Origin of the sequence: Dietzia sp. oral taxon 368 (genome assembly GCF_002999155.1) — a bacterium.
Lineage (GTDB): Bacteria > Actinomycetota > Actinomycetes > Mycobacteriales > Mycobacteriaceae > Dietzia > Dietzia cinnamea.
Map to the genome: position 1 here is coordinate 2,929,597 of NZ_CP027238.1, position 13,340 is coordinate 2,942,936.

At 70.6% G+C, this 13,340-nt stretch carries 12 protein-coding genes; 3 read left to right on the plus strand and 9 right to left on the minus strand.

Features of this window, described 5'->3' with window-relative positions; all coding sequences use genetic code 11:
- Positions 1-66: 66 nt before the first annotated feature.
- The 4 genes from hisG to metH form a co-directional block, all read right to left on the minus strand.
- The gene (gene hisG / locus C3V38_RS13735) at positions 67-918 is read right to left on the minus strand and encodes an ATP phosphoribosyltransferase (RefSeq protein ID WP_106386031.1); all 852 of its coding nucleotides are present in this window, start codon (positions 916-918) and stop codon (positions 67-69) included.
- A 63-nt stretch (positions 919-981) separates the two neighbouring features.
- Complete coding sequence (locus C3V38_RS13740; protein ID WP_106386032.1) at positions 982-1,245, minus strand: phosphoribosyl-ATP diphosphatase; 264 nt, start codon at positions 1,243-1,245, stop codon at positions 982-984.
- Positions 1,246-1,250: 5 nt separating this feature from the next.
- Complete coding sequence (locus C3V38_RS13745; protein WP_106386033.1) at positions 1,251-1,958, minus strand: HAD family phosphatase; 708 nt, start codon at positions 1,956-1,958, stop codon at positions 1,251-1,253.
- 224 nt (positions 1,959-2,182) lie between these two features.
- On the minus strand, positions 2,183-5,743 hold the full coding sequence (metH, locus tag C3V38_RS13750; protein ID WP_106386034.1) for a methionine synthase: 3,561 nt from the start codon (positions 5,741-5,743) through the stop codon (positions 2,183-2,185).
- A 50-nt stretch (positions 5,744-5,793) separates the two neighbouring features.
- Here metH and C3V38_RS13755 point away from each other — a divergent pair, with 50 nt between their 5' ends.
- A complete protein-coding gene (locus C3V38_RS13755; protein ID WP_106386035.1) occupies positions 5,794-6,720 on the plus strand; it encodes a PAC2 family protein in 927 nt (308 codons plus the stop codon).
- A gap of 6 nt (positions 6,721-6,726) precedes the next feature.
- Here C3V38_RS13755 and mshC read toward each other — a convergent pair whose 3' ends face one another.
- The 5 genes from mshC to C3V38_RS13780 are packed head-to-tail and all read right to left on the minus strand — an operon-like array spanning position 6,727 to position 10,996.
- On the minus strand, positions 6,727-7,980 hold the full coding sequence (gene mshC, locus C3V38_RS13760; RefSeq protein ID WP_106386036.1) for a cysteine--1-D-myo-inosityl 2-amino-2-deoxy-alpha-D-glucopyranoside ligase: 1,254 nt from the start codon (positions 7,978-7,980) through the stop codon (positions 6,727-6,729).
- Between the two features lie 25 nt (positions 7,981-8,005).
- Positions 8,006-8,788 (minus strand): SCO1664 family protein, encoded by a 783-nt coding sequence (locus C3V38_RS13765; protein WP_106386037.1) that lies wholly within the window; start codon positions 8,786-8,788, stop codon positions 8,006-8,008.
- Positions 8,785-9,372, minus strand: coding sequence for a DUF3090 domain-containing protein (locus C3V38_RS13770; protein ID WP_106386038.1), 588 nt, complete (start codon positions 9,370-9,372; stop codon positions 8,785-8,787). The genes C3V38_RS13765 and C3V38_RS13770 overlap by 4 nt, the downstream gene beginning before the upstream one ends.
- Positions 9,373-9,412: 40 nt before the next feature.
- Positions 9,413-10,117, minus strand: a complete 705-nt coding sequence (locus C3V38_RS13775; RefSeq protein WP_106386039.1) for a histidine phosphatase family protein — start codon at positions 10,115-10,117, stop codon at positions 9,413-9,415.
- 33 nt (positions 10,118-10,150) lie between these two features.
- The gene (locus tag C3V38_RS13780; protein ID WP_106386500.1) at positions 10,151-10,996 is read right to left on the minus strand and encodes an undecaprenyl-diphosphate phosphatase; all 846 of its coding nucleotides are present in this window, start codon (positions 10,994-10,996) and stop codon (positions 10,151-10,153) included.
- Positions 10,997-11,167: 171 nt separating this feature from the next.
- On the opposite strand from C3V38_RS13780, the gene C3V38_RS13785 reads away from it, so the two are divergent.
- Positions 11,168-12,199 (plus strand): YncE family protein, encoded by a 1,032-nt coding sequence (locus C3V38_RS13785; RefSeq protein WP_106386040.1) that lies wholly within the window; start codon positions 11,168-11,170, stop codon positions 12,197-12,199.
- 35 nt (positions 12,200-12,234) lie between these two features.
- A complete protein-coding gene (locus C3V38_RS13790) occupies positions 12,235-13,302 on the plus strand; it encodes a quinone-dependent dihydroorotate dehydrogenase (protein WP_106386041.1) in 1,068 nt (355 codons plus the stop codon).
- Positions 13,303-13,340 lie beyond the last annotated feature (38 nt).

The following is a 13,340-nucleotide window of genomic DNA, read 5'->3' on the forward strand; positions in this document are numbered from 1 at the left end:
CCGCCGGCCGGCCCCGCGCACGCAACGTGGGGCCGGCCGGGCCGGTTATGAGGAGCGTCGGGCGGATCAGCCCATGCGGCAGGAGCGGATGTCAGTCGCGATGACCGACTTCGCGCCGGCGGCGGCCAACTCGTCCATGATCGAGTTGACCCGCTTGCGCGGCACCATCGACCGGACCGCGATCCACGCCGGGTCGGCCATCGGCGACACCGTGGGCGACTCGATCCCCGGCGTGATCGTCGAGACCTCGTCGAGGAGGCCCTTCGGACAGTTGTAGTCCAGCATCATGTACTGCTGGGCGAAGACCACGCCCTGCAGTCGCGCGCGCATCTGCGACATCGCGGGGGTCACCTCGGCGTCCGCGCGCGAGATCAACACACCCGAGGAGTCGCACAGCACGTCGCCGAAGGCCTCGAGGCCGTGGACCTTCAGCGTCCGGCCGGACCCCACCACGTCCGCGATGCAGTCGGCCACACCCAACTGGATCGAGATTTCCACGGCGCCGTCCAGGCGGATCACCTCCGCCTCGACCCCCCGCCGCTGGAGGTCGCGGCGGACGATGTTCGGGTACGACGTCGCGATCCGGGCGCCGGCGAGCCGGTCGGTCGACCATCCCGCGCCGGCGGGTCCCGCGTACCGGAACGTGGAGTGGCCGAATTCCAGATCGAGGACCTCGTCCACCTCGGCCATCGAATCGGCGGCCAGGTCGCGACCGGTGATCCCCAGGTCGAGTCGGCCGGAGCCGACGTAGACGGCGATGTCCTTGGGGCGCAGGAAGAAGAACTCGACGTCGTTGTCCGGGTCGATCAGGGTGAGGTCCTTGCTCCCCTCGTGGCGACGGCGGTAACCGGCCTCGGAGAGCATCTCGGAGGCGGACTCGGACAGGGCGCCCTTGTTGGGCAGTGCGACACGCAGCATGACGGGGCTCCGGGATCTGTGAGCGTGAGGATGGACGTGGGTCGGGACCCGGCCGGGCCGGACCTAGAGATGTCGGTAGACGTCCTCGAGGGCCAGTCCGCGCTTGAGCATCATGACCTGGGTCCAGTACATGAGCTGGGAGATCTCCTCCGCCAACTCCTCGTCCGACTGGTACTCGGCCGCGATCCAGACCTCTCCGGCCTCCTCGATGACCTTCTTGCCCAGATGGTGGACGCCCTTGTCGAACGCGGCGACGGTGCCGGATCCCTCGGGGCGCGCGGTGATGCGCTCGGAGAGTTCGGCGAACAGGGAGTCGAAGGTCTTCACGCGGCCTATTGTCCCACAGCCGCGCCCACGGGTGACCCCGAGGTGAGCGCGTGGAGCCCCGCGACGTCGACCCCCTCGAGCGTCGAGTGCGTGTGGGCCCCGGCGACGTCGGGTTGACCGTCGGTGGACGGGATGTAGAGGACGCGGCACCCGGCCGCTACCGCCGCGGTGGCCCCGGTGACCGAGTCCTCGACCGCGACCGCCGACCCGGGCTGGACGCCCAGCTCAGCGCAGGCGAGCAGGTACGGGTCCGGCGCCGGTTTCCCCTCGGCCACCATGCAGCCGGTGACGACCACGTCGAACCGGGACCGGTCGATGAACTCCAGCGGCACCACGGCGACGTCGGCGGTCGTGTTGGTCACCAGGGCGACGGGGACCCCGGTCGCGGCGATGTTGGACAGCAGTTCCTCGGCACCCGGGCGCCACCGCATGTCGGTCCGCATGAGCTCCGTGACCCGCGAGTTGAGGCGGTGCGCGAGACGGTCGAACTCCTCGCCCTCGATCCGGCGTCCGGTGTATTCGCCGAGGATCTCGAAGAACCCGTGCAGGGAGTTGCCCAGTGTCCGTTCGCGGGTCGCCTCGTCCAGCGGCCGTCCCATGTGCTCGGCGAGCTCGAAGACGGCGATGTCCCACAGTCGTTCGGTGTCGACGAGGGTGCCGTCCATGTCGAGACACACCGCGGCGGGGAGGTGGGCGGTAGAGGTGCTGGTCACGGCCTACTGTCTACCCGAAGCAGGTGAACCGGGGGTGACGCGCGGCAGGCCGCCGGCGGCCACGACCGGTGATAGTGCGACAGCCCGGGCGCCGCCCCCCGGCGAGGACGGCACCCACCACGGCGAGGGAGGCGGACCCGCCGATGCTGAGCATGACGATCTCCTCCGGCCGGGTGAAAGTGATCTTACCCGCCCGGGATTCGGCCGACGCTCCGTCCGACGGCTCAGACGTTGAAGTACTTCGCCTCCGGGTGGTACAGCACGAACGCGTCCGTCGACTGCTCCGGGTGCAGCTGCAACTCCTCGGACAGGACCACCCCGATGCGCTCGGGCTCGAGCAGGTCCACGACCACCTTGCGCGACTCCAGATCGGGGCAGGCACCGTAGCCGAAGCTGTAGCGGGCTCCGCGGTACTTGAGGTTGAAGTAGTCCTGGATGTTGTCGGGGTCCTCGTCGGACACCGATCCCTCCGGCAGCGTGAGCTCGTCGCGGACGCGTCGGTGCCAGAACTCCGCCAGCGCCTCCGTGAGCTGGACCGACAGTCCGTGCACCTCGAGGTAGTCACGGTAGTTGTCCCCGGCGAACAGCTCGTTGGCGAAGTCGGCGATCGGCGACCCCATCGTCACCAGCTGGAACGGCAGGACGTCCACGGTCCCCTCCGCCTCGCAGCGCTCGCGGGAGGCCACGAAGTCGGGGATCGCCAGGAAGCGGGGGCGCTGCTGGCGCGGGAAGGCGATCTTGTGCAGCACCTCGGCGTCGGGGCGGGGCTCGGCCAGCACCCAGATCTCGTCGCCGACCGAGTACGCCGGGAAGTAGCCGTAGACGACGGCCGAGTGCGACAGGATGCCCTCGGTGGTGAGGCGGTCGATCCAGGCGCGCATGCGCGGCCTGCCCTCGGTCTCCACCAGCTCGTCGTAATCCGGCCCCTCGCCGCTGCGGGTGCCGCGCAGGCCCCACTGCCCGAAGTACAGCGCGCGCTCGTCCAGGTGCCCGAGGTAGTCGGCCACCGGGATGCCCTTGGCGATGCGGGTGCCCCAGAACGGCGGGGTCGCGATCGGCTGGTCCGCGGCGACGTCCGAGCGCTCGGGAATGACCACGGGGTCGGCCTCGGCCGCGCGCTTGGCCGCGATCCGCTCACTGCGGGCACGGCGCTCGCGCCGCTCTGCCGCCTTGGCCGCGGCCTCCGAGGACTGTGCCATCGGGACGCCGGTCCGCTTGGCCGTCATCACCTCGTCCATCAGCCGCAGGCCCTCGAACGCGTCACGCGCGTAGAACACGTCACCCTGGTACATCCCGGCGAGGTCGACCTCGACATAGGAGCGGGTCAGGGCCGCGCCGCCGAGCAGGACGGGGAACTCACCGGCGATGCCCTCGGAGTTGAGTTCGGCGAGGTTGTCCTTCATCACCACGGTCGACTTCACCAGCAGACCGGACATGCCGATCACGTCGGCCTTGTGCTCGCGTGCCGCGGAGATGATCTCCGAGATCGGCTGCTTGATGCCGATGTTGACCACGTCGTAGCCGTTGTTGGACAGGATGATGTCCACGAGGTTCTTGCCGATGTCGTGTACGTCGCCCTTGACCGTGGCCAGGACGATCCGTCCCTTGCCGTCCTCGTCACTGGCCTCCATGTGGGGCTCGAGGTGGGCGACCGCGGCCTTCATCGTCTCGGCCGACTGCAGGACGAACGGCAGCTGCATCTGACCGGAGCCGAACAGCTCACCGACCGTCTTCATCCCACCGAGCAGGTGGGAGTTGATGATCTCCAACGGGGGGATCTCCGCCATCGCGGCGTCGAGATCCTCCTCGAGTCCCTTGCGCTCGCCGTCGACGATCCGCGCGGCCAGGCGTTCCATGAGCGGCATCGCCGCGAGCTCGGCGGCGCGGGCGTCCTTGGCGCCGGCCGCGGAGACGCCCTCGAAGAGTTCCATGAACACCTGCAGCGGGTCGTAGCCCTCGCGGCGACGGTCGTAGACCAGGTCCAGGGCCACCTCCCGCTGGCGGTCGTCGATCTTGCTCATGGGAAGGATCTTGGAGCTGTGCGCGATCGCCGAATCGAGACCGGCCTGGACGCACTCGTGCAGGAACACCGAGTTGAGCACCTGGCGCGCAGCCGGGTTCAGGCCGAAGGAGATGTTGGACAGGCCCAGCGTGGTGTGGATCCGCGGGTGCGCCTCGGTGAGCCGGCGGATCGCCTCGATGGTCTCGATACCGTCGCGGCGGACCTCTTCCTGACCGGTCGAGATGGGGAAGGTCAGACAGTCGATGATGATGTCCTCCTCCGCCATCCCCCAGTTGTCGGTGAGGTCGGCGATGAGCCGCTCGGCGATCTCGACCTTGCGGTCGGCGGTGCGGGCCTGGCCCTCCTCGTCGATCGTCAGGCCGACGACTGCCGCGCCGTGCCGGGACACCAGACGCATGATCCGCTGGAACCGCGAGTCGGGCCCCGCGCCGTCCTCGTAGTTGACCGAGTTGACCGCGCAGCGACCGCCCAGCTTCTCCAGGCCCGCCCTGATGACCTCGGGCTCGGTCGAGTCGAGCATGATCGGCAGGGTCGAGGACGTGGCCATCCGGCCGGCCAGCTCGGTCATGTCCCCGGAGCCGTCTCGGCCGACGTAGTCGACGCACAGGTCGACCATCTGGGCGCCGTCGCGCATCTGCTCCTTGGCGATGTCCATGCAGGTGTCCCAGTCGGAGGCCAGCATCGCCTCGCGGAACCGCTTGGAGCCGTTGGCGTTGGTGCGCTCACCGATCATGATGATGCCCGCGTCCGCGCGCAGCGGCGTGGAGCTGTACAGCGAGGCGACCGCGTTGACGGGCTCGACCGTGCGCTCGGCCCTGGTCCGCTCGCTCACCTGTTCCTTGAGCCGCGTGATGTGCTCCGGCGTGGTGCCGCAGCAGCCGCCGACCATCGACAGGCCGAACTCGGAGACGAAGTCGGCCACCTGGGGCGCGAACTCCTCGGCACCCAGCGGGTAGACGGCGCCGTGCTCCCCCAGCTCGGGCAGGCCGGCGTTGGGCATGACCGACACAGGGATCTCTGCGTGCCGCGACAGATAGCGCAGGTGCTCGACCATCTCGGCCGGCCCCGTGGCGCAGTTCAGGCCGATCATGTCGATGCCCAGCGGCTGCAGCGCGGTCAGTGCCGCGCCGATGTCCGATCCCAGCAGCATCGTGCCGGTCGTCTCGATGGTGACGTGCGAGATGATCGGCAACCGCCGTCCCGCCGCCGCCATGCCGTCCTGGCACCCGAGGACCGCGGCCTTGACCTGCAGCAGGTCCTGGCTCGTCTCGATCAGGTACGCGTCCGCTCCCCCGCGGGCCAGCCCCTCGGCGGCCTTGGAGTACGCGTCTCGGATGTCCTCGAAGGTGGTCTGACCCAGTGAGGGCAATTTGGTCCCGGGCCCGAGCGAACCCAACACCATCCGCGGGGTCCCGTCCTCGGACGGGCCCATCTCGTCGGCGACCCCGCGCGCGATCGCCGCACCCTTCTCGGCGAGCTCCCCGATCCGGTCGACGATGTCGTAGTCGCCCAGGTTGGACAGGTTGCACCCGAAGGTATTGGTCTCGACCAGGTCGGCTCCGGCCTCGAAGAAAGCACGGTGGATCCCCTCCACCACGTCCGGCCGCGTCGCGTTGAGGATCTCGTTACAGCCCTCGAGACCCAGGAAGTCCTCATCCACGTCGAGATCGACAGCCTGCAGCATCGTGCCCATCGCCCCGTCACCGATCAGTACTCGCCGACGGGCGGCGTCCAACAAGGGCGAATCGAAATCGACAGACATGGGCCCCAGTGTATGGGTGCCTCCGGATCGGAGGTACGTAGGCTGTGCGGATGACTGTCGAATGGAGTCCCGACGGGCATCTCGATCTCGAGAACCCGGTGATGATCGTGGCCTTCGAGGGCTGGAACGACGCGGCGGACGTGGCGACCGGCACCATCGAGCACCTCGCACTCAACTGGGAGGCACGCCAGATCGCCGAGGTCGGTGGTGACGAGTTCTTCGACTACCTCGATCAGCGGCCCGTCGTCCGGTTCGCCGGCGGGGTCTCGCGCTCGGTGGAGTGGCCACGCATCGTGGTCTCCGCCTGCCGGCCGGACGGCGTCGTCAACGACGTCCTCCTGGTGCGCGGGCCCGAGCCGGCCCTGAAGTGGCGGCGGTTCGCCTCGGAGTTCGTCGACCTCGTCGACACCCTGGGCGTCTCCCAGGTCGTGCTGCTGGGCGCCTACCTCGCTGACGTGCCGCACACCCGCCCGGTGCCCCTCACCGGCGCGGCGTTCAGCCGTCAGCGAATGACGACCATGGGCGTGGCCCCCTCGGACTACGAAGGACCGACCGGGATGTCGGGTGTGCTGCAGCAGCTGCTCACCGAGGCCGGCGTGCCCACCTTGAGCCTGTTCGCGGGCGTGCCCCACTACGTGGCCTCCCCGCCCAACCCGCGCGGGACCGAGGCGATGTTGTCGTGGCTCGCCGAGAACCTCGGGATGGCCGTGCCGATGGACGCGCTCCGCGTCCAGGCCCGGACGTGGGCCGAGCGCGTCGACGCCGCGGCGAGCGAGGACGAGGACCTGCGCGACTACATCCGGTCCCTGGAGGACCGGCTGGACGAGGAGTCGGGGGTCACGCCGGGCGTGGACCCCGAGCCCGACCGCGGCCGTGCGTCCGGCGGAGAGGCGATGCCGCTGGTCGACGGCGAGGCGATCGCCGCCGAGTTCGAGCGCTTCCTGCGGGGTGACCGGGACGAGCCCGACGCCGGCTGACCGGCGTCAGACGGCGATCGTCGGGATCCCCATCAGGGCGTCCAGCGCGGTCGCGATGCCGGCGCCGGCGGACGGGTCGGAGTCGTCGCCGTCCAACGTGGCGGACGCCCACGCGTCGATCACCGCGAGCGCGCCGGGCGTGTCGAGGTCGTCCGCGAGGCGCTCGCGCATCTCCGCGATCACGGGCGCCGCGTCCGCGCCGACCCCCCGGCCGATGGCCCGGCACCACAGGCCGTACCGGGCGTGTGCCCGCTCGAGCAGCTCATCGGACCACGAGCGGTCGACGCGGTAGTGCCCGGCGAACAGCCCGAGCCGGATGAGGGCGGGATCCACTCCCTGCTCGCGCAGCGCCTGCACGCGCACGAGGTTGCCGAGCGACTTGCTCATCTTGACGCCGTCGAGGCCGATCATCGCGGCGTGCACGTAGAACCGCGCGAACGGTCGCCGGCCCGCCGCGGCCTCCGCGTGCGCGGCGGAGAACTCGTGGTGTGGGAACGCCAGGTCGCTGCCGCCGCCCTGGATGTCGAACTCCATCCCGAGCCGGTTGCGGGCGATCGCCGAACACTCGATGTGCCAACCCGGTCGGCCCGCCCCCCAGGGGGACGGCCACGACGGCTCGCCGGGCCGTTCGACCCGCCACAGCAGAGCATCCAGCGGGTGTTCCTTGCCTGACCGGTCCGGGTCGCCACCGCGCTCGGCGAACGCGACCGCCATCTCGTCGTCGTCGTACCCCGACTCGTACCCGAAGTCGGCGGTGGCTCTATGCCGGTAATACACGTCGGAGTAGCCGTCGACGTCCGGGTCGATCCGGTAGGCGTGGCCGCGGTCGAGCAGCTCACCGACCATCTCCACCACCTCGTCGATCGTCTCAGTGGCCGCGACGTAGTCGCGCGGCGGCAGCACGCGCAGCGCCTCCATGTCCTCGCGGAACAGGTCGGTCTCCCGGTCCCCCAGCTCGCGCCAGTCGACCCCGTCACGCTCTGCGCGCTCGAACAGCGGGTCGTCGACGTCCGTGGTGTTCTGGACGTAGTGAACCTCGTGACCCGCGTCCAGCAGCTGCCGGTAGGCCAGGTCGAACGTCAGGTAGGTCGCCGCGTGACCCAGATGGGTGGTGTCGTAGGGGGTGATCCCGCAGACGTACATACCCGCGACCGGGCCGGGCGCCACCTCGCGGACCTCACCTGCGGCCGTGTCGAACAACGTCAGGGGGACGCCGTCGCCGGGGACCGAGGGGACGACAGGCGAGGACCACGAGTGCATGGGGCCGAGTCTAGAGACCGCCCGGTCAGAAGAGCGGCCAGGGTAACGGGTAGCCCGGCCCCGGGACGGGGAACCTCCGACTCGCCAGCAAGGCGTCGACACGCTCGCCCAGCGCCGCGATCTCCGCGTCGGACAGCAGGTCGGAGAGGGCGCGGCGCAGCTCCCCACCCGCCGCCAGGCCGCGGCGGACGAGCTCGAGGCCCTCGACGTCGTCACCGCTCAGGGGCTGGCCCGCCCACCCCCACAGGACGGTGCGCAGCTTGGGATCGGTGTGGAACGACAGACCGTGATCGATCGCCCACACCACCCCCGCGGCGTCGACCAGCACGTGGCCGCCCTTGCGGTCGGCGTTGTTCACCACGTGGTCGAACACCGCGATCCGGCGCAGCCGACCGTCGGTGACGTGGGCGACCACCACGTCCTCACCGCGGGAACCCTCTCCGCGCAGCACCACGGCACGGCCGTGCGGCACCGAGTCGGCCGGGTGGACGTCGATCGGGTCGGGACCGGGTGCGTGCTCCCGGTCGACCTCCTCGATCCAGCGCTGCGCCATGCCCGGCCCGCCCGGCCCCTGGGCCGCGACCGTTTCGGGCACCAGGCCCCACCCCGACGCCTCGGACACGGCGTAGGCGGCGATCTCGCGCGCCGCGAGACTGCCGTCGGGGAAGTCCATCAGCGGGCGCTCCCCCGCCGACGGCTTGTACACCCAACTGTCGCCCCACTCGTCGACGCAGTGGTAGACCGCGTTGCTGCCGGACGGGATCCGCGACAGGACGGTGAGCTCGGGGCCCGCCGGGCGGTCGGTCACGGGTCGATGAGGTCGGTGAGCGCCTCCCCCGACCGCGGCAGGTACCCGTTGAGTCGGACACACAGATGACCCGTGGTGTCGATCGGCTCACCGCACAGCGGGCACGGCGCCCGGCCCGCGGAGACCACGCGCTCGCTGCGCAGGACGAACTGGCGGGCTCGCCGGGGGGTGAGGAACACCCGCAACGCGTCCGGGGCGTCCTCCGCATCCGACAGCACCACCGACTCATCCGTGGCCGACGGGTCCATCGCCAGCAGTTCCACGACGATCTGGTTGCGCTCGCCGTCCCAGCCGAGGCCCATGGTGCCGACCTGGAACTCCGCGTCGACCGGCATCTCGAGCGGGTCGAGGTCGTCGACGACCCCTCCTGCCGGGGGCACGGGGATGTCGGACTTGGCCGCGATCTCGTCGAGCAGGTCGCCCATCCGCTCGGACAGGATCTGCGCCTGCTGCTTCTCGCAGCGGACGGAGATCGTCCGGCCCGCCTCGGTGGCCTGGACGAAGAAGACGCGTTCGCCCGGCTGGCCGACCGTGCCCACCACGAACCGGGCCGGATCGCGGAACTCGTGGACTGCCCTGCTCATGCCGGTCGTCTCCTCGGGTGCTCGATGGTGCTGCGGATCATCAGGGTACGTTCCCGCCGGGCACCGCGTCCGAGCTGGCGTGGCCGGGCGTCGGCTCACCGACCTGGCCGGCCGGCTCCCCTCGCAGGCTGGAGAGGTCGCCGCCGGTGTCGTTGACCCGGAGGACGAACGGTCGGTGGGGTGTGTAGCGCACGACCGACATCGAGGCGGGTTCGACGACGATCCGCTGGAACTGGTCCAGATGCATCCCGTACGCGTCGGCGAGCACGGCCTTGATGACGTCACCGTGGCTGCACGCGACCCACAGCACGTCGCGGCCGGCCCGTTCGGCGAGCCTCCGATCGTGTCCGCGGATGGCCGTCACCGATCTGCCGGCCATCCCGGCGAGCGACTCCCCCTCCGGGAAGACCGCGGACGACGGGTGCTGCTGCACCACGGACCACATGTGCTCGGAGGCCAGGTCCTTGAGGGGGCGGCCGGTCCAGGTCCCGTAGTCCACTTCCACGAGGTCCTCCTCGAGCTCCGGTTCCACCCCGAACTGTTCGGCGAGCGGCTCGACGGTCTGCCGGCACCGCATCAGCGGCGACCGGACGACGGCCTCGACGGGCAGGCCCTCCAGTCGACGGCAGAGATCCCGCGCCTGGGCGTGACCCGTCTCGTCGAGCCCGACGCCCGGGGTACGGCCGGCCAGGGTGAGCGCGGTGTTGGCGGTGGAGCGGCCGTGCCGGAGCAGGATGACGGTCATACCGGCAGGTTACCGACGCCCCGGCCGGTGCGGTCAGGTCGCGGGGATGGTGCCGGTGCCGAGCAGGATCATCACCAGGGCGCCCAGGAGGATCCGGTAGCCGGCGAACCAGCCCAGCGAGTGGTTCTGGACGAACTTCAGGAACCAGGCGATGGCGGCGTAACCGATGACGAACGCGATGGCCGTGCCGATGAGGAGCTGCCACCCGGTCGCGGCCTGGCCGGCGCCGGGGTCGAATGCGTCGGGGAGGCTGAAGAGCCCGGAGGCGAGTACGGCGGGGATCGCCAGGAGGAAGGAGAACCGGGCCGCGGCCTCGCGCGACATGTTGAGGAAGAGACCGGCCGAGATGGTGCCCCCCGAGCGGCTGACGCCTGGGATGAGTGCCAGGCACTGGGCCAGGCCCATGACGATCGCGTCCTTCATCGACAGTCCCTCGAGCGACTTGGCGTCGACCGCCCGGTCCTGCCTGCCGAACCTCTCGGCGGCGAGGAACACGAACGAGAACACGATGAGTACGATCGCGGTGATCCACAGGTTGCGGGCGGCGTCCCGGATGAAGTCCTTGCCTACGAACCCGATGATCGCGATCGGGATCGACCCCACGATGACGAACCATCCGAGCCGGTAGTCCGGGTCGTCCCGCCGGGACGAGTCGACCACGCCGCGGAACCACGCCACCAGGATGCGGACGATGTCCTTGAAGAAGAAGACCAGGACGGCCAGCTCGGTGCCGAGCTGAACGACGGCGGTGAACGACGCGCCGGCGTCCTCACCGAAGAACCACGTCGAGAAGATCCTCAGGTGCCCGGACGAGGACACGGGCAGGAATTCGGTGAGTCCCTGGAGAACGGACAAGACGACGACCTGGAGCCAGGACATCCCCTCCACGCCCTGGGCGAGGACCGATGTGTTCACGTGTGCGGTTTCCTCTCGGCAGCCTGCGGCTCGGACGCGGTCGCGTCACGGCACGCCGCGAGAGTAGTCGCCCGGACCTGGACGGGGACCCCGGACCCGGGTGGTGGACAATGGCGGGCAGTCGAAAGGAACATCGTGCACCGACGTGTCCTCCGCCGTTCCGGCGTGCCCGCCGTCCTCATCGCTGTCGCGATCGGTCTGACCGCCTGCTCCTCGCCCACGAGCGAGCTCGAGGAGCAGGACCGTGTCGCCCAGGGCAACGCGGCCCCCGCCGAATCCCCACAGGTCTCCGACCCGGCAGGGGGTGAGACCATCCCGGTGCCCGGGTCGGTCCGCTCCCTGGTCGCCACGGGCGACCGGGTGGCCGCGCAGGTCGAGAACCCGCCGTCGCTCGAGCTGGGCCGGGTCGACGGCACCAGCTGGAGCGCGGAGGATTCCGTGCCCCTGCCGGCCGGGGCCGGGGTCGCCTCGGCCGCGCACGACGGGACCGTCGTGGTCCCGCACGGTGACGGGGTCGTGTTGGTCTCCCCCGACGGTGGCGTTCGTGAACTCTCGGGTCTCGGGCCCGTCTCGGCCGCCGCCCTCACCCTCGACGGGCGCCTGCTGACGGGAACCCCCGACGGCGAGATCGTCGTGCGCGACGCCGACGGCGCGGAACAGCACCGCATCGACGGGCTGACGTCGGTCGACGAGATCAGCGTCTCCGGCGACGGGTCCGTCACCGCCCTGAGTCGACCGGACACCGTGATCGCCAGCGTGGACCCGGAGGCGGACCACGCCGGACCGCTCCTGCGCGCGGGCAAGGGCGCTGGGCTCCTCGACGAGCTGGGTGAAGGCTCCGTGATCGCCAGTGACACCGTCGGCGGCACGCTGCTGGTCTACTCCACCTCGCCCGTCCGGCTGCACCAACAGTTTCCCGTCGCCCCGGCCCCGTGGGCGGTGGCCGAGGACCCGACCAGGCAGGTCGTGTGGGTCGCCTCCACGGGAACGAACACCATCCAGGCGTACGATCTCGGCGACGGCGTGGGGATCCTGCGGGCGGACATCCCGACGGTCCGCCAGCCGGATTCCCTGGCGGTCACGGATTCCGGCACCGTGGTGGTCGGGTCCGCCGACGGCGCAGGGCTGCACCTCCTCCGTCCGACCCTCACCGAGCCGGTGAGCTGATCGCACCGACGACCCACGTCCCATCGAGGAGGACCGTGTACGCACTGCTCAAGAAGGTGCTGTTCCGCTTTCCCGCGGAGCGGATCCACCACCTCGTGTTCGGCCTGCTCAAGCTGCTGACCCTGGTGCCGCCCCTAGGCGCCGTCGTGCGGCGGGTGCTGGGGGTGCGCGACCCCGTGCTCGCCCAGGAGGTCCTCGGTCGCACCTTCCCCGGCCCGCTGGGGCTCGCGGCCGGGTTCGACAAGAACGCCGCCGCCGTCGACTCGTGGGGCGCCATCGGATTCGGTTTCAGCGAGGTCGGCACGGTGACCGCGTCGCCCCAGCCGGGCAACCCGACCCCGCGTCTGTTCCGGCTCGTCGAGGACCGGGCGATCCTCAACCGGATGGGCTTCAACAATCACGGCGCGGGCAACGCGGCCAACAACCTCCGGCGGCGCCGCAGTAGCGATCCAGTGGGGATCAACATCGGTAAGACCAAGGTGGTGCCCGCGGAGGACGCGGTCCGTGACTACGTGGCCTCGGCGACGATGCTCACCGGCCTTGCCGACTACCTCGTCGTCAACGTCAGTTCCCCCAACACCCCCGGCCTGCGTGACCTGCAGGCCGTCGAGTCGCTGCGCCCGATCCTCGCCGCCGTCCGCGACGTGGCGACGATCCCCGTCCTCGTCAAGATCGCGCCCGACCTGGACGACGCCGACATTGACGCGGTCACCGACCTGGTGCTCGACCTGGACCTGGCCGGCATCGTCGCCACCAACACCACCATCTCCCGGGACTGTCTGAGTACGCCCGCCGCGCACGTCGAGGCCCTGGGGGCGGGCGGCATCTCCGGCGCCCCGGTGGCCGCGCGCTCCCGTGAGGTTCTCTCCCGGATCCACGCGCGCGCGGGGGGACGTCTGGTGATCATCTCCGTCGGCGGCATCGAGACCCCCGAGGACGTGTGGGACCGCATCACCCACGGGGCGCACCTCGTGCAGACCTACACCGGGTTCATCTTCACCGGCCCCTCGCTCGTGCGCGGCACCAACCGCCTGGTGGCCAGGCGCCTCCGCCAGGGGGGATTCGGCACGCTGGCGGAGGCGGTCGGCTCGGCGGTCCGCTGAGCCGCGGAGTCGACCTCCGGGCCCCGGGCGCACCGCCC

What these genes read in the sequence shown, in the direction of transcription:
- hisG (WP_106386031.1), bottom strand. Translation starts at nt 918, where the DNA reads ATGCTGCGTGTCGCACTGCCCAACAAGGGCGCCCTGTCCGAGTCCGCC.
- metH (WP_106386034.1), bottom strand. Translation starts at nt 5,743, where the DNA reads ATGTCTGTCGATTTCGATTCGCCCTTGTTGGACGCCGCCCGTCGGCGA.
- C3V38_RS13755 (WP_106386035.1), top strand. Translation starts at nt 5,794, where the DNA reads ATGACTGTCGAATGGAGTCCCGACGGGCATCTCGATCTCGAGAACCCG.
- mshC (WP_106386036.1), bottom strand. Translation starts at nt 7,980, where the DNA reads ATGCACTCGTGGTCCTCGCCTGTCGTCCCCTCGGTCCCCGGCGACGGC.
- C3V38_RS13770 (WP_106386038.1), bottom strand. Translation starts at nt 9,372, where the DNA reads ATGAGCAGGGCAGTCCACGAGTTCCGCGATCCGGCCCGGTTCGTGGTG.
- C3V38_RS13775 (WP_106386039.1), bottom strand. Translation starts at nt 10,117, where the DNA reads ATGACCGTCATCCTGCTCCGGCACGGCCGCTCCACCGCCAACACCGCG.
- C3V38_RS13780 (WP_106386500.1), bottom strand. Translation starts at nt 10,996, where the DNA reads ATGTCCTGGCTCCAGGTCGTCGTCTTGTCCGTTCTCCAGGGACTCACC.